This window comes from Micromonospora sp. NPDC048935, from assembly GCF_043197875.1.
Lineage (GTDB): Bacteria > Actinomycetota > Actinomycetes > Mycobacteriales > Micromonosporaceae > Micromonospora.
In genome coordinates, this window is record NZ_JBICTZ010000004.1 from 170,833 (window position 1) to 186,837 (window position 16,005).

Sequence of the window (16,005 nt, forward strand, 5' to 3'; positions counted from 1 at the left end):
CGAGGATGCTTCGGGTTGACTGGGGGGATGGACCTTCCCACCGTCGACCTGCCGGCCCTGCCCCAGTTGTTGGCCGCGCCCGCGCCCGGCTGGGTGGAGACCACCGACGTGATCGTGGTGGGTTCCGGGGTGGCCGGGTTGACCGCCGCACTGCACCTGCGTGAGGCGGGCCTGCACGTCACGGTGGTCACCAAGGTCAACATCGACGACGGCTCGACCCGCTGGGCGCAGGGCGGCATCGCCGCCGTGCTCGACCCGACCGACACCCCGGCGGCACATGCCCGCGACACCGAGATCGCCGGAGTCGGGCTCTGCGACCCGGCGGCGGTCCGGGCGCTTGTCGAGGAGGGCCCGACCCGGCTGCGGGAGTTGATGCGCGTCGGTGCCGAGTTCGACCGCCACCCGGACGGCTCCCTGATGCTGACCCGTGAGGGCGGGCACCGGGCGGACCGGATCGTGCACGCCGGCGGTGACGCCACCGGCGCGGAGGTGCAGCGGGCCCTGCACGCCGCGGTGCAACGCGACCCGTGGATCCGCCTGGTCGAGCACGCCCTGGTCCTGGACCTGCTGCGAGCGCCCGGCGACGGCCCGGACGGGCTCGGCCCGGCCTGCGGGATCACCCTGCACGTGCTCGGCGAGGGCAGCGAGGACGGCGTCGGCGCGCTGCTGGCCCGTGCGGTGGTGCTCGCCACCGGCGGGATGGGGCAGATCTTCGCGGCCACCACCAACCCGGCGGTCTCCACCGGCGACGGGGTGGCGCTGGCGCTGCGGGCCGGCGCGGCGGTGACCGACGTGGAGTTCGTCCAGTTCCATCCGACCGCCCTGATCACCCCGCCCGGCGCGGGAGTGCCCGGCGCCGGGCACGCGCAGCAGCCGCTGGTCTCCGAGGCGCTGCGCGGCGAGGGCGCCTACCTGGTGGACGCCGACGGCAAGCGGTTCATGGTGGGCCAACACGAGTTGGCCGAGCTGGCACCCCGGGACGTGGTGGCCAAGGGCATCCACCGGGTGTTGCTGGCCACCGGCGCGGACCACGTCTTCCTCGACGCACGGCACCTGGGCGGGGATTTCCTGGCCGGGCGGTTCCCCACCATCGTGGCGTCCTGCCTGGCCATCGGCGTGGACCCGGCGATCGACCTGATCCCGGTGGCACCGGCCGCCCACTACGCCTCCGGCGGCGTCCGCACCGATCTGCGCGGCCGCACCTCGATCCCCGGCCTGTACGCCTGCGGCGAGGTGGCGTGCACGGGTGTGCACGGTGCGAACCGGCTGGCCAGCAACTCGCTGCTGGAGGGCCTGGTCTTCTCCCGGCGGATCGCCGAGGACATCGCGGCCGGCCTGCCCGAGCAGGCCCAGCCGGCGGACACCGGTGCCTGGCGCGGGGGCGCGGGCTGGGTGCTGCCCGCGGAGGCGACGCCGACCCTGCAACGGGCGATGACCCGGGGCGCCGGGGTGCTCCGATCCGCGGCGACGCTCGCCGAGGCGGCCGGGACACTGCGGGAGTTGGGCGTCGCCCGAGGTCGGCCCCGGACCGCCGACTGGGAGGCGACGAACCTGCTCACCGTGGCGTCGACACTTGTCGCCGCGGCGTACGCGCGGGGTGAGACCCGGGGCTGCCACTGGCGGGAGGACTTCCCGACGGCCGACGAGCGGTGGCTGGGCCACCTGGTCGGGTCGGTCGGGGCAGGAGGCCGGGTGGGCCAGAAGTGGGAGGAAAACGCATGACGGGGTCGACAGAGGCGGCGTTGCGGGCGGCCGGGCTGGATCCGGTGCAGGTGCGGCAGGTGATCGAGACCGCGCTGGTCGAGGATCTGGGCCCGGACTTCCTGGACGTCACGAGTGTGGCCACCATTCCGGCGGAGCAGACCGACACCGCCGACCTGGTGGCCCGCGCGGATGGTGTGCTGGCCGGGACGGCCGTGGCCGCCGCCGTGTTCGAGCTGGTGGGGGAGGTGACGGGCTTCGGTCGTACCGTCGAGGTGTCGGTGTCGGCCCGCGACGGCGAGCGGGTGGCCCGCGGCGACGTGCTGGCGACGGTGACCGGCCCGACCCGGCTGCTGCTGACGGCCGAGCGAACGGCGCTCAACCTGCTCTGTCGGATGTCCGGGGTGGCCACCCACACCCGGGCCTGGGCGGACGCGTTGGCCGGCACGAAGGCGATGGTGCTGGACACCCGCAAGACGACGCCGGGCCTGCGGGCGCTGGAGAAGTACGCGGTGCGTGCCGGCGGGGGCACTAACAAGCGGATGGGCCTCTACGACGTGGCCATGATCAAGGACAACCACAAGCTGGCGGCCGGGGGAATCACGGCGGCGTACCGGCGGGTCCGGGAGGCGTTCCCGGAGGTGCCGGTGCAGGTCGAGGTGACAACTGTCGGCGAGGCGGTGGAGGCGGTGGAGGCCGGCGCGGACTTCCTGCTCTGCGACAACATGACGCCGGAGGTGCTGGCCGAGGCGGTGGCCGCGGTGGGTGACCGGGCCGAGTTGGAGGCGACCGGCGGGTTGACCCTGGAGGTGGCGGGGCGTTATGCGGCCGCCGGCGTCGACTTCCTCTCGGTGGGCGCGCTGACCCACTCGTCGCCGATCCTGGACATCGCGCTGGACCTGCGCACCGACTAGTTGTCTAGGCTGCGTGCGTGCTGCTCTGCATCGACATCGGAAACACCAACACCGTGCTGGCGACCTTCGACGGCGACAAGCTGGTGCACTCCTGGCGGATCAAGACCGATGCCCGCTCGACGGCGGACGAGTTGGGCCTGATGTTCCGTGGGCTGCTCGCCGGGGACAACGTCGAGATCACCGGCGTGGCCGCCTGCTCGACAGTGCCTGCCGCGCTGCGCTCGCTGCGCACCATGCTCGGCCGCTACTACGCGGACCTGCCGAGCGTGATCGTCGAGCCGGGTGTGCGGACCGGGGTGCAGTTGGCGATCGACAACCCGAAGGAGGTGGGCGCCGACCGGGTGGTGAACACGCTTGCCGCGTACTCCCTCTACGGCGGGCCGTCGATCGTGGTGGACTTCGGCACCACCACCAACTTCGACGTGATCAGCGGTCGGGGCGAGTTCCTCGGCGGGGCGTTCGCCCCGGGCATCGAGATCTCCTTCGACGCGCTTGCCGCCCGCGCCGCCCAGCTCCGCAAGGTCGAGGCCACCAAGCCCCGTTCGGTGATCGGCAAGAACACCGTGGAGTGCCTCCAGGCCGGCCTCTACTTCGGGTTCGCCGGGCAGGTGGACCGCATCGTCGAGCGGATGACCGAGGAGTTGGGCGAGGTGAAGGCGGTGATCGCCACCGGCGGCCTCGCCTCCCTGGTGATCAACGAGTGCCGCACCATCACCCACCACGAGCCGATGATCACGCTGATCGGCCTCCGGATGGTCTACGAACGCAACCTGTGACCGTCAGTGCCGCCGGGCGCGCAGCACCAACGTCCGGTACGGCAGCTCGACGGTCTCCCGACCGGCCAGGTCGGGGTGGGTGTCGAGGAGTTCGGTCAGCTCCCGCTCCACCCGTTGCTGATCCTCGCTGGAGGCGGTGAGCCAGTACGAGCGGGTACGGACCATGCCGAGCACCTCGTCCGGGGTGAGGGTCGTGCGGTGTCCGAACTCGCGCGCCTCGATCGCGCCGAACGCGGGGCCGAAGTCCGTGGTCCCTTCGATCAGGCCGGCGGACTTGTCGTCGAGGTGGGCGATCCGGCCCAGTTCCGACACCCAGTCGACACTGTCGTCCCGGATGTTCCAGATGGGGGCGAAGGTGCCGCCGGGGCGGAGCACCCGGCGGATCTCGGCGTGCGCCGGCTCCCGGTCGAACCAGTGGTACGCCGTCCCGACCAGCACCGCGTCCGCCATCGCGTCGGGCAGCGGCACCTCCTCGGCGCTGCCCGCCAGCGCCGCCGTGCCCGGGGTGCTCTCGGCGAGCTGCGCCCGCATCCCCGGATCGGGCTCGACGGGTACGACCTCGTGGCCCAGCGCCTGCACGTCGCGGGTCAGGATGCCGGTGCCCGCGCCGAGATCGACGATCCGGGCGCTGTGCAACCCGTCGAGTGCCCACCGGAGGGCAGGTGCCGGATAGTGCGGGCGAAACCGGTCGTAACTGCTCGCCGCGGCACCGAACGAGAGGGCCTGAGTGTGATCGACCATGGCGGGCAGGTTATCCGGTAACAGCCCCCGGACGGCTTGAGTACGCTCGGCCCTGACCCCCTGAATCTTCGTGACGAGGAAGCGTGCCGTGAGCGAGCAGAACGCCGTGCCAGTGGACCCCGCCGACGACCTTCCCGAGCAGATGAAGGTCCGCCGGGAGAAGCGGGACCGGATGCTCGCCGAGGGCGTCGAGCCCTACCCGGTCGGCTTTCCCCGGACGACCACCCTGGCCCAGGTCCGGGAGCGCTACGCCGACCTGCCGACCGACACCGCGACCGGCGACCAGGTCGCGGTCACCGGCCGGGTGATCTTCGTACGCAACACCGGCAAGCTCTGCTTCGCGACCCTGCGCGACGGAGACGGCACCGAGTTGCAGGCGATGCTCTCCCTGGACCGGGTCGGGCCGGAGCGGCTGGAGGCGTGGAAGCGCCTGGTCGACCTCGGTGACCACGTCGGCGTCAGTGGTGAGGTGATCACCAGCCGCCGGGGTGAGCTGTCGGTGTTGGCGCAGCAGTGGGAGATGACCGCCAAGGCGCTGCGACCGTTGCCGGTGGCGCACAAGCCGCTCTCCGAGGAGGCCCGCGTTCGGCAGCGCTACGTCGACCTGATCGTCCGGCCGCAGGCACGGGAGATGGTCCGTACCCGAGCCGCCGCGGTACGCAGTCTGCGCGATTCACTCCACGGGCAGGGCTTCATCGAGGTGGAAACACCGATGTTGCAACTGCTGCATGGTGGGGCGGCGGCCCGGCCGTTCGTGACCCACAGCAATGCGTTGAGCACTGATCTGTATCTGCGAATCGCTCCGGAACTGTTTCTCAAGCGCGCCGTGGTCGGCGGTGTCGACCGAGTCTTCGAGATCAACCGCAACTTCCGTAATGAGGGTGTCGACTCTTCGCACTCGCCCGAGTTCGCGATGCTGGAGACGTACCAGGCGTACGGCGACTACGACACGATCGCCGAGTTGACCCGTAATCTCGTGCAACAGGCGGCGGTCGCGGTCAGTGGTTCGACGGTGGTGACCCACGCCGACGGGCGGGAGTTCGACCTGGGCGGCGAGTGGCGGTCGGTCACGCTGTTCGGCGTACTTTCCGAAGCGCTCGGCGAGGAGGTCACGGTCCGCACCGACCGGACCCGCCTGGTCGAGTACGCGGACAAGGTGGGATTGGCGGTGGACCCGAAGTGGGGGCCCGGCAAGCTGGCCGAGGAACTGTTCGAGGAGCTGGTCGTCCCCAGCCTGGAGGCGCCCACCTTCGTGCGGGACTACCCGGAGGAGACCAGCCCGCTCACCCGGGGCCACCGCAGCGAGCCGGGGCTGGCCGAGAAGTGGGACCTCTACGTGCTCGGTTTCGAGCTGGGCACCGGGTACTCCGAGCTGGTCGACCCGGTGGTGCAGCGGGAGCGGCTGGTGGCCCAGGCGCAGCTCGCGGCCCGTGGCGACGACGAGGCGATGCGCCTCGACGAGGACTTTCTCCGGGCGATGGAGTACGGAATGCCGCCGGCCGGCGGTATGGGAATGGGAATCGACCGGCTGTTGATGGCCCTGACCGGCCTCGGAATTCGGGAAACGATCCTCTTCCCCTTGGTCCGCCCGGAGTAGTCCCGCCCGGCACGCGCCGAGCCGTAACGGCATCCTATTGACGCGGCAAGCACTCCGGGGGTTATTGTGCTCTCGTTAGCAGGAGTGCCCTGCTCGAAAGGAATGTGGGACGTGGCCAAGCAGATCATTCACAAGCTGGTCGATGACCTGGACGGCGGGGACGCGGACGAGACCGTCAAGTTCGCCCTCGACGGCGTTCAGTACGAGATCGACCTGTCGAGTGCCAACGCGGCTAAATTGCGCGACGCTTTTGCCTCGTACGTCGGCGCCGGCACCAAGGTCGGCCGGGGCGGCGTGGTGATCGGTGGACGGGCCGCCCGCGGTCGGGGCGGCGCGACGGCCGATCGCGAACAGAACAAGGCGATCCGGGAGTGGGCCAAGAAGGCCGGCAAGGACATCTCGGACCGGGGTCGTATCCCGCAGGAGATCGTCGACGAGTACCACGCGAAGCGCTGATCCATCACCCGCTGGTGGCCAGTCGCCACCGCAGGCGACACCGACGCCGGGCCGGAGGAGTTCTCCGGGCCGGCGTCGCCGTGTCTGCGGCCCGGGGTCGCCGTGTCTGCGGGCCGGCGTCGCCGTGTCTGCGGGCCGGGAAGCATTCCGCCTCCACCGGCGTTGTCCACAACCAGTGGAGCAACTATCCACAGCCTGTGGACAACCTTCCCCAGGCTCGGTGCGCGGCGTCGCCGCGACCGGCGGTCCGCCCTTCCGAGGGCTTCCGGAACGCCTCCGAAGCCCGGATCGGGCGTCGGTCGCCCCAGTCGGATTTCGCTCTGCGCGTAGCGACAGGACTACCGGAACACCTCCTGAGCGCGGACGGTTGTCCAAAACGACGTGCAACCGACCCAGACCGGAGACACACGACCTCAGCTGAGTCGGTCAACGACGATAGAGTAAGGAGGCACGGACGCCCGTCCCGGACGTTCGTGCACCGGCCCCGCCAAGATCTTGACCATCAAGGCGCACGGCACGTGAGGAGCACGAGGGCATGTTCGAGCGGTTCACCGACCGAGCGCGACGGGTTGTCGTCCTGGCCCAAGAAGAGGCCCGGATGCTCAACCACAACTACATCGGTACGGAACACATCCTGCTGGGCCTGATCCACGAAGGTGAAGGCGTCGCGGCAAAGGCCCTGGAGAGCCTCGGCATCTCCCTGGAGGGCGTCCGCCAGCAGGTCGAGGAGATCATCGGCCAGGGTCAGCAGGCGCCGAGCGGGCACATCCCGTTCACGCCGCGGGCCAAGAAGGTGCTGGAGCTGTCGCTGCGCGAGGCGCTGCAGCTCGGCCACAACTACATCGGCACGGAGCACATCCTGCTCGGGCTGATCCGTGAGGGCGAGGGCGTCGCCGCCCAGGTGCTGGTCAAGCTCGGCGCCGACCTCAACCGGGTCCGCCAGCAGGTGATCCAGCTGCTCTCCGGCTACCAGGGCAAGGAGCCTGCCGCGGCGGGCGCCGCGCCGGGTGAGGCCGCGCCGTCGACCAGCCTGGTGCTGGACCAGTTCGGCCGCAACCTGACCCAGGCCGCCCGCGAGGGCAAGCTCGACCCGGTCATCGGGCGCGAGAAGGAAATCGAGCGGGTCATGCAGGTGCTCTCCCGCCGTACCAAGAACAACCCGGTCCTGATCGGTGAGCCCGGCGTCGGTAAGACCGCCGTGGTGGAGGGGCTTTCCCAGAAGATCATCAAGGGCGAGGTGCCCGAGACTCTGAAGGACAAGCAGCTCTACACGCTCGACCTGGGTGCGCTGGTCGCGGGCTCCCGCTACCGCGGTGACTTCGAGGAGCGCCTCAAGAAGGTGCTCAAGGAGATCCGCACCCGCGGCGACATCATCCTGTTCATCGACGAGATCCACACCCTGGTGGGTGCGGGTGCCGCCGAGGGCGCGATCGACGCGGCGAGCATCCTCAAGCCGATGCTGGCCCGTGGTGAGCTGCAGACCATCGGTGCCACCACCCTCGACGAGTACCGCAAGCACCTGGAAAAGGATGCCGCTCTCGAGCGTCGGTTCCAGCCGATCCAGGTGGGTGAGCCGTCGCTGGCGCACACCATCGAGATCCTCAAGGGCCTGCGTGACCGTTACGAGGCGCACCACCGGGTGAGCATCACCGACGCCGCTCTCGTGGCTGCGGCGACGCTTGCCGACCGGTACATCTCCGACCGCTTCCTGCCGGACAAGGCGATCGACCTGATCGACGAGGCCGGTGCCCGGATGCGGATCCGTCGGATGACCGCGCCGCCAGACCTGCGTGACTTCGACGAGCGGATCGCCCAGGTCCGTCGCGACAAGGAGTCCGCGATCGACGCTCAGGACTTCGAGCGTGCCGCCCAGCTGCGTGACAAGGAGAAGCAGCTCCTTGGTCAGAAGGCTCAGCGGGAGAAGGAGTGGAAGGCCGGTGACCTGGACGTCGTCAGCGAGGTTGACGACGAGCAGATCGCCGAGGTGCTCGGCAACTGGACTGGCATCCCGGTCTACAAGCTGACCGAGGAGGAGACCTCACGCCTGCTGCGCATGGAGGACGAGCTGCACAAGCGCGTCATCGGCCAGGAGGACGCGGTCAAGGCGGTCTCGAAGGCGATCCGGCGTACCCGGGCCGGCCTGAAGGACCCGAAGCGCCCGTCGGGCTCGTTCATCTTCGCCGGCCCGTCCGGTGTCGGTAAGACCGAGCTGTCCAAGGCGCTCGCCGAGTTCCTCTTCGGCAGCGAGGACGCCCTCATCCAGCTGGACATGTCCGAGTTCCACGACCGCTACACGGTCTCCCGGCTCGTGGGTGCCCCTCCCGGCTACGTCGGTTACGACGAGGGCGGGCAGCTGACCGAGAAGGTGCGGCGTCGGCCGTTCTCGGTGGTCCTCTTCGACGAGATCGAGAAGGCCCACCCGGACGTGTTCAACACGCTGCTCCAGATCCTCGAAGACGGTCGGCTCACCGACGGTCAGGGTCGGATCGTGGACTTCAAGAACACGGTCATCATCCTGACCACCAACCTGGGCACCCGCGACGTCGCCAAGGCGGTGTCGCTGGGCTTCCAGCAGTCGGAGGACTCCGAGTCCAACTACGACCGGATGAAGCAGAAGGTCAACGACGAGCTCAAGCAGCACTTCCGGCCTGAGTTCCTCAACCGGATCGACGACACCATCGTCTTCCACCAGCTGCGCCAGAGCGAGATCCTCTCGATCGTGGACATCATGATCCAGCGGATCGAGGGCCAGCTGCGTAACAAGGACATGGGTCTGGAGCTGACCGACAACGCCAAGAAGTACCTGGCGGCGAAGGGCTTCGACCCGGTGCTCGGTGCCCGTCCGCTTCGTCGCACGATCCAGCGCGACATCGAGGACAACCTCTCCGAGCGGATCCTCTTCAACGAGCTGACCCCGGGTCAGATCGTCGTGGTGGACTGCGAAGGCGACCCGAACGACATCGACAAGTCCAAGCTCGTCTTCCGAGGCGCGGACAAGCCGGTCGAAGTTCCGGACGCCGTCCCGGCCGACCTGGGCGGCACTGCCGCTGGCACGGCCGCCGCAGGCGCCGACGAGTAGCACAACCAGCACAGCAACGGGTGGGGCCCCGGTGGCGAAAGCCATCGGGGCCCCACCTTTTGCGCTACACCCCACAGGTCACACCCGCCCGTGCCGCGTGCCGCGTGCCGCGTGCCGCGCCTGTGCCCCGTGCCCCGCGCCCGCGGCCCCGTGCCCCGTGCCCCGTGCCCGCGCTCGTGCCCCGTGCCCCGCGCCCGCGCTCGTGCCGCTGCGCCTGTGCCCCGCGCCCGCGCCCGTGCCCCGCGCCCGCGCCCGTGCCCCGCGCCCGCGCCCGCGCCCCGACACTCGCGCCCCGCGCCCGGCGGGACACGCCTCACAAGATCCGCGCAACATCAGGGAAAGTGCTGGCTCACGGCGTCCGGAGGCAGCACTTTCCCTGATGTTGTGGGCTGACCGGGGCGGGGCTGTCCGTCGACTCGCAATCCTCGTCGATCATGGAGGTTCTGGTGGGTGACAAAGCGCCCCGATGACACCAGACCAGGTTCCTTTCCCCGCGATCTCGCACTTGCTGTCGCAGCATAAGGGTCAATTCAGGGCATTTCGGCGACCGAAACTGCAAGATCGGCGCGGCCGGGGCAGGGCAGGGCGGGGAGGGGCGGAGCGGGCCAGGGCAGGGCGGGGCGGGGCGAGGGCGGGGCAGGGCGAGGTGAGGGTGGGGCGGGGCAGGGCGAGGTGAGGGTGGGGCGGGGCAGGGTGGGGTGAGGGTGAGGATGGGGTGGGGCGACGGACCTGGGAGGGCGGGAGTTTGGCACGACTCCTTTGCTCGGCAGCCGACCGCTGGCGCACCTGTGGGGCGAGCACGATCTTGCGGCAGGTGCGGCAGGTGCGGCAGGTGCGGCAGGTGCGGCAGGTGCGGGCGCTGTGGGCGCTGTGGGCGGGGACGGTCGGTGGGGCGCGGGCCTACCTAGAGGCCGAGCGTGCTGGCCGTCCGAGGTGGGAGTCTGGCAAACGCGCTGGCCTGCCGACGGTCGTGGATCACCACCCAACGGCCCGGCCCGCCTGGAGTGGGTCAGGTGGTCAGGTCGGCGGTGGGGACGGACGGGCCGTCGCCGACGAGGCGGAAGGAATCGGTGCCGGCCGGTTCGACAAGCCCGTCCTGCACCAGGCCGGCCAGGGCTCGGGCGCGCTGAACGGCATCGGTCCAGACCTGGTCCAGCCGTTGGTGCGGCACCGGTCCGGTGGTCTCGCGGAGCACCGCGAGCAGCAGGCCGCGTACCTGTCGGTCGGTGCCCGCGTACCGCTGGGGTCGGCGGGTCGGCCCGGTCGGGGTCTCCTGGCCGGAGGCCCGCCACGCGCAGATCGACTCGACCGGGCAGGCTGTGCAGCGCGGTGACCGGGCGGTGCAGATGACCGCGCCCAGCTCCATGAACGCGGCGCTGGCCAGCGCGGCGGCGGCCGGTTGCGCCGGGAGTAACTCCTCGGTGGCGACCAGGTCGGCTGGCCGGGTGACCGGCCCGGCGTCCGGCTCGCCGGCTACGGCCCGGCAGACCACCCGACGCACGTTGGTGTCGACCACCGGGTGCCGCTGCCCGTACGCGAAGGCTGCCACCGCCCGCGCCGTGTACGTGCCGACCCCGGGCAGGGCCAGTAGTTGTTCCAGGCGGTCCGGCACCTGGCCGCCGTGCCGGTCGACGATCGCGACCGCGCATTCCCGCAGCCGGAGCGCCCGACGGGGGTAACCGAGGCGTCCCCACATCCGGATTGCCTCGGCGGGGGTGTCCGCGGCCAGCGCTGCCGGCTCTGGCCAGCGGGCCAGCCAGGCATGCCAGGCTGGCACCACGCGGACCACGGGTGTCTGCTGGAGCATGACCTCGCTGACCAGGATGGCCCACGGGCTGGTGCCCGGCGCACGCCACGGGAGGTCGCGGGCGTGCTGTTGGAACCATCGGCTGACCAGGGTGGCGAAATCGGGTTGAGTCATGGCGCCGTCGATGATGTCACGTGGTGCGGTCCCGCTGGATGGGCGGTTCGGGCGGGGTGTCCGGAGGGCGCCGGACGGATCGGCGAGAATGCGCGGATGAACGAGCTCGCGATCACCGTCATCGGTCGGGACCGGCCGGGCATCGTGGCCGACGTCGCCGAGGTGCTCGCCCGACTGGGCGCGAACCTCACCGACAGCACGATGACGCGGCTGCGGGGGCATTTCGCGATGACCCTGATCTGCACTGGGCCGGCCGTCGTCGAGGTTGAGGCCGCGCTGGCGCCGCTGGCCGCCGAGGGTCAACTGCTGGCGACGGTACGCGCGGTGACTCCCGACGGCGACGTGCCCGCGGTGGGTGAGCCGTACGTGATGGCGGTGCACGGTTCGGACCGGATGGGCATCGTGGCGGCGATGACGCGGGTGCTTGTCGACGCGGGCGGGAACGTCACCGACCTGAGCACCCGGTTGGCGGGTTCGCTCTACGTGGTGTTGGCCGAGGTCGAGTTGCCGGCCGGCGTGGCTGACACACTTGTCGACCGGCTGCATCGGACGGCTGCGGAGCTGGGCGTGGAGGTCACGCTCCGTCCGGCGGACCCGGATCTGCTGTGACCGCCGCGGAGAGCGTCCCGGACGCCGGTCTGGGCGGCTGGACACCGGAGTCGCTGACCCTGTCGGGTGTGGTGCGGGCGGTGTTGTCCGCCCCGCACCCGGTGCTGAGTCGGGCCGCCGGAGAGGTCGATCCCACGGCGGACGAGACAGTCCAGCTCGCGGCCGACCTGGTGGCGACGATGCGGGTGTCGCCGGGCTGCGTCGGGTTGGCGGCACCGCAGGTGGGGGTGGGTGCTCGTGTCTTCGCGGTGGACGTGACTGGGCATCCGAAGGCGGTCACGGTGCACGGGACCTTCGTGTTGTGCAATGCGCGCGTGGTCGAGGCGACCCGGTGGAAACCGGGCCGGGAGGGCTGCATGTCGGTGCCGGACCTGACCGGGGACGTGAAGCGAGCCAGCCGGCTGGTGGTCGAGGGTGACCTGCCGGGCACCGGCACGCCGGTCCGGTTGGTGACCGACGGCTTCGAGGCGCGGGCGTTGCAGCACGAGATCGACCACTGCGCGGGGTTGCTCTTTCTGGATCGGGTGGCCGGTGCGCACGCCGTCTATCAGCGCAAGGTCTACCTCTGATCGGGTGCCGGACACTCGGGCTGTCCGTCCTCAGTGGAGGATGCAGCGGGTGTCCCGGGAGGGCTTCGGCGCGTCGCGCTCCGCTGGTGGGCGCAGCGCGGCTACGGTGGGGGGCATCATGCGTCTGACGGTCGGCCCCCTGCCACCCGCCGTTTACTGGCGGCGTCGCGTCGTCGTACTCGGAGCGGGGCTTCTCTTCCTGATTGTCCTGCTCTACTCCTGCACCAACTCGGGTCGCTCCGACGACGACCCGAAGACGGGAGCGGCGTCCACGGCCACGCCCACCGGAACGAGCCGTCCGGACGGGCCGCTGCTGACTCCACAGACCGGGGCTCCGCCGCCGTCCGCCTCCGCCGATGCCGGTGCCGGTGCGACGACTCCGAGCCCCGCGATCACCAGCAACACGCCTCCACCGGGTGCGGCCGCCGGTGCGGAGGACGACGGCACCTGCACCGACGCGGAGATCCGGGTGGTGTCGGTGGCGAGTCCGACCTCGGTCCAGCGGGGGGCGCTCGTCGACCTGGAACTCAAGATCAAAAACACGTCGGACCGGACGTGCAGCCGGAACGTCGGTGCCGAGGCGCAGGAGATCTTCATCAAGTCCGGTGCGGAGAAGATCTGGTCCTCGGACACCTGCGGCAAGGTCCAGGGTTCGGACGTGCAGTCCTTCACCCCGAACTTCGAGCGCTCCTACAGCGTGGCGTGGAACGGGCGGGACACCAGCCGGTGCGACGGCAGCGGGCTGGCCGGCGGGCCGTTCCCGCCGACCGGAGCGTACGAGGTGTTCGCCCGGGTCGGCACGAAGCTCAGCGCGCCGGTGAAACTGACCGTCACCGGCTGAGCCGGATCAGACGTACCGTTCCAGGATCGATGCCTCGGCGAGCCGGGACAGCCCTTCACGGACGCCGCGGGCCCGGGCATCGCCGACCCCTTCGACGGCCTGCAGGTCCTCGACGGTCGCGCCGAGCAGCCGTTGGAGGCTGCCGAAGTGCAGCACCAGGCGGTCGACCACGGCCACCGGCAGCCGCGGCACCTTGGCCAGCAGTCGGAAGCCGCGAGGGCTGACCGCGGCGTCCAGCGCGTCGGACGCGGCCGGGTAGCCGATGGCCTTGGCCACCGACACCAGGTCGATCAGCTCGGTGGCGCCGAGCAGGTCCAGCTCGACAAGTGCCTCGTCCAGGGTGCGCGGCTTGCGGCCCACCGGGAGATAGTCCCGGATGACAAGCGTCCGGTCGGCGTCCACGCCGGCCATCAGCTCGTCGAGTTGCAGGGCCAGCAGGCGACCGTCGGTGCCCAGCTCCACCACGTAGCCGGCGATCTCGTCGGCGATCCGGCGAACCATCTCCAGGCGCTGCACCACGGCCACCGCGTCCCGGACGGTGACAAGATCCTCGATCTCCAGTGCGGAGAGCGTGCCGGAGACCTCGTCCAGTCGGAGCTTGTATCGCTCAAGGGTGGCGAGCGCCTGGTTGGCCCGGGAGAGGATCGCCGCCGAGTCGTCGAGCACGTGCCGCTGGCCGTTGACGTAGAGGCTGATGATCCGCATCGACTGGCTGACCGAAATGACCGGATAGCCGGTCTGTCGGGCCACCCGCTCCGCGGTGCGGTGCCGGGTGCCGGACTCTTCGGTCGGGATGGACGGGTCGGGCATCAGGTGCACGGCCGCCCGGACGATCCTGGTGCCGTCGCTGGAGAGCACGACGGCGCCGTCCATCTTGCACAGCTCCCGGACCCGCGTCGCGGAGAACTCCACGTCCAGCGGAAAGCCGCCGGTGCACAGGCCCTCGACGACCTTGTCGTAGCCGAGCACGATCAGCGCGCCGGTGCGGCCGCGCAGGATGCGCTCCAAACCGTCGCGCAGGGCGGTGCCCGGGGCCATCAGGGCGAGGTTGGCGCGCAGTGGGTCCCCGGCGCTCCCGGTGGCTCCCGCGGTCACGCTCACGCTGATCGTGCGGGCGGGCGAGCCCACGGCGCCGGTGCGGGCCTGGGGCGGCGCGCCGGCTGGCTTGGTGGTATCGCGGTCGATCGGCACGGGGACAGTCTACGGACTGCCGTGCGGTGGGTGCTGTCGTGGTTACTGTGATGTGTCACGATGCGGCCCTTCCAACCCGTTTCCTGGTTGCGACGTGCTGTCCGGTTTCGCCGTCTCGGTCGGCACAGTGGGTCACTCAGCGGACGCGCGAGCCGCATGGTGCAGTGCAGAACGGACATCCGTGACCTCGGTCACGCGCATCTGCTCGGGGCCCGCGCCGGCGCTGGTCGGGCCGCAGCCGGGCGGCACCAGGGCCACCTTGAACCCCAGCCGGGCCGCCTCGGCCAGTCGGCGGGGCACCGCACCGACCCGACGCACCTCGCCGGTCAGGCCCACCTCGCCGATCGCCACCAGGTGCGGCGCGATGGCCAGGTTGAGCCCGCCGGAGGCGACCGCCAACGCGACAGCCAGGTCGGCGGCCGGCTCCACCACCCGGATGCCGCCGACCGTGGCGGCGAAGACCTCCCGGTCGTGCAGGGTCAGCCGCTCGGTGCGCCGTTGCAGCACCGCGAGCACCATCGCCAGGCGCGCCGAGTCGAGGCCGGAGACGGTGCGCCGGGGAGAACCGGCCACCGTCGCGCCGATCAGCGCCTGCACCTCGGTGACCAGGGCCCGTCGCCCCTCCATGGCCACCGTCACGCAGGTGCCCGGGACCGGCTCCGCGTAGCGGGTCAGGAACAGCCCGGACGGATCGGCCAGGCTGCTGATGCCCCCCTCGTGCATCTCGAAACAGCCGACCTCGTCGGCCGCGCCGAACCGGTTCTTCACGCCGCGCACCAGGCGCAGCGAGGAGTGCTTGTCACCCTCGAAGTGCAACACCACGTCGACCAGGTGCTCCAGCACCCGCGGCCCGGCCACCTGGCCGTCCTTGGTGACGTGCCCGACCAGCACGGTGGCGATGCCGCGCTCCTTGGCGACCGAGACCAGCGCGGCGGTGACCGCGCGCACCTGGGTCACCCCGCCGGGCACCCCCTCGGTGCCGGTGGTGGAGATGGTCTGCACCGAGTCGAGCACCAGCAGGCCCGGCTTGACCGCGTCGAGGTGGCCGAGCACCGACGCCAGGTCGCTCTCTGCCGCGAGGTAGAGCCTGTCGTGCAGGGTGCCCATCCGCTCGGCGCGCAACCGCACCTGACTGACCGACTCTTCGCCACTGACCACCAGCGAGGGGCTGCCGGCATTGACCGCCCACTGCTGGGCCACATCCAGCAGCAGTGTCGACTTGCCCACGCCGGGCTCGCCGGCGAGCAGCACCACGGCTCCGGGCACCAGGCCGCCGCCGAGCACCCGGTCGAGCTCGCTCACCCCCGTGGGCACGGCGCGGGCCGGGGCGGCGCTGATGGTGGCGATCGGCCGGGCCGGCTCGGACGGCACCCGGGAGCTGACCACCCGACCGGAGACCGTCGGGCCGGTCACCGTGCTCTCGACCACCGCGCCCCACTCGCCGCACTCCGGGCAGCGCCCCACCCACTTGGGCGGCTGGTGCCCACAGGCGTCGCACTGGTAGGCCGGACGAGGCTCGCGGGCGGTGGACCGACCACGGGCGGCATTTGTCGTGCCGCCACGCGGAGGGGTCGATCGGGAGGTGGTCACATCAGGACGCTAGCCCCCTC

At 71.0% G+C, this 16,005-nt stretch carries 13 protein-coding genes; 9 read left to right on the forward strand and 4 right to left on the reverse strand.

Annotated features, from left to right (window positions below):
- Positions 1-27 precede the first annotated feature (27 nt).
- The 3 genes from ACGFIW_RS14010 to ACGFIW_RS14020 are packed head-to-tail and all read left to right on the forward strand — an operon-like array spanning position 28 to position 3,391.
- Positions 28-1,722 (forward strand): L-aspartate oxidase, encoded by a 1,695-nt coding sequence (locus ACGFIW_RS14010; RefSeq protein ID WP_393314436.1) that lies wholly within the window; start codon positions 28-30, stop codon positions 1,720-1,722.
- A complete protein-coding gene (nadC, locus tag ACGFIW_RS14015; protein ID WP_393314439.1) occupies positions 1,719-2,615 on the forward strand; it encodes a carboxylating nicotinate-nucleotide diphosphorylase in 897 nt (298 codons plus the stop codon). Before ACGFIW_RS14010 ends, nadC begins: the two co-directional genes overlap by 4 nt.
- Before the next feature lie 17 nt (positions 2,616-2,632).
- The gene (locus tag ACGFIW_RS14020) at positions 2,633-3,391 is read left to right on the forward strand and encodes a type III pantothenate kinase (RefSeq protein WP_357067967.1); all 759 of its coding nucleotides are present in this window, start codon (positions 2,633-2,635) and stop codon (positions 3,389-3,391) included.
- Positions 3,392-3,394: 3 nt separating this feature from the next.
- Here ACGFIW_RS14020 and ACGFIW_RS14025 read toward each other — a convergent pair whose 3' ends face one another.
- On the reverse strand, positions 3,395-4,132 hold the full coding sequence (locus tag ACGFIW_RS14025; RefSeq protein WP_393314442.1) for a class I SAM-dependent methyltransferase: 738 nt from the start codon (positions 4,130-4,132) through the stop codon (positions 3,395-3,397).
- 88 nt (positions 4,133-4,220) lie between these two features.
- On the opposite strand from ACGFIW_RS14025, the gene lysS reads away from it, so the two are divergent.
- The 3 genes from lysS to ACGFIW_RS14040 all read left to right on the forward strand — a co-directional run bounded on the left by lysS (position 4,221) and on the right by ACGFIW_RS14040 (position 9,264).
- Positions 4,221-5,729, forward strand: a complete 1,509-nt coding sequence (lysS, locus tag ACGFIW_RS14030) for a lysine--tRNA ligase (protein ID WP_393314445.1) — start codon at positions 4,221-4,223, stop codon at positions 5,727-5,729.
- A gap of 111 nt (positions 5,730-5,840) precedes the next feature.
- Positions 5,841-6,185, forward strand: a complete 345-nt coding sequence (locus tag ACGFIW_RS14035; protein ID WP_110563841.1) for an Lsr2 family protein — start codon at positions 5,841-5,843, stop codon at positions 6,183-6,185.
- 535 nt (positions 6,186-6,720) lie between these two features.
- The gene (locus tag ACGFIW_RS14040) at positions 6,721-9,264 is read left to right on the forward strand and encodes an ATP-dependent Clp protease ATP-binding subunit (RefSeq protein ID WP_393137234.1); all 2,544 of its coding nucleotides are present in this window, start codon (positions 6,721-6,723) and stop codon (positions 9,262-9,264) included.
- 1,009 nt (positions 9,265-10,273) lie between these two features.
- Here ACGFIW_RS14040 and ACGFIW_RS14045 read toward each other — a convergent pair.
- The gene (locus tag ACGFIW_RS14045; RefSeq protein WP_393314448.1) at positions 10,274-11,185 is read right to left on the reverse strand and encodes an A/G-specific adenine glycosylase; all 912 of its coding nucleotides are present in this window, start codon (positions 11,183-11,185) and stop codon (positions 10,274-10,276) included.
- 96 nt (positions 11,186-11,281) lie between these two features.
- On the opposite strand from ACGFIW_RS14045, the gene ACGFIW_RS14050 reads away from it, so the two are divergent.
- The 3 genes from ACGFIW_RS14050 (at position 11,282) to ACGFIW_RS14060 (ending at position 13,204) form a co-directional block, all read left to right on the forward strand.
- On the forward strand, positions 11,282-11,794 hold the full coding sequence (locus ACGFIW_RS14050; RefSeq protein ID WP_393314451.1) for a glycine cleavage system protein R: 513 nt from the start codon (positions 11,282-11,284) through the stop codon (positions 11,792-11,794).
- On the forward strand, positions 11,791-12,363 hold the full coding sequence (locus ACGFIW_RS14055) for a peptide deformylase (protein ID WP_393314453.1): 573 nt from the start codon (positions 11,791-11,793) through the stop codon (positions 12,361-12,363). Before ACGFIW_RS14050 ends, ACGFIW_RS14055 begins: the two co-directional genes overlap by 4 nt.
- 118 nt (positions 12,364-12,481) lie before the next feature.
- Positions 12,482-13,204 (forward strand): hypothetical protein, encoded by a 723-nt coding sequence (locus ACGFIW_RS14060; RefSeq protein WP_393314456.1) that lies wholly within the window; start codon positions 12,482-12,484, stop codon positions 13,202-13,204.
- A 6-nt stretch (positions 13,205-13,210) separates the two neighbouring features.
- Here ACGFIW_RS14060 and disA read toward each other — a convergent pair whose 3' ends face one another.
- Entirely contained in the window at positions 13,211-14,395 is a 1,185-nt protein-coding gene (gene disA, locus ACGFIW_RS14065; protein WP_393314459.1) for a DNA integrity scanning diadenylate cyclase DisA, read from the reverse strand.
- A 132-nt stretch (positions 14,396-14,527) separates the two neighbouring features.
- Positions 14,528-15,985 (reverse strand): DNA repair protein RadA, encoded by a 1,458-nt coding sequence (gene radA, locus ACGFIW_RS14070; RefSeq protein WP_357067983.1) that lies wholly within the window; start codon positions 15,983-15,985, stop codon positions 14,528-14,530.
- Between the last annotated feature and the right edge of the window lie 20 nt (positions 15,986-16,005).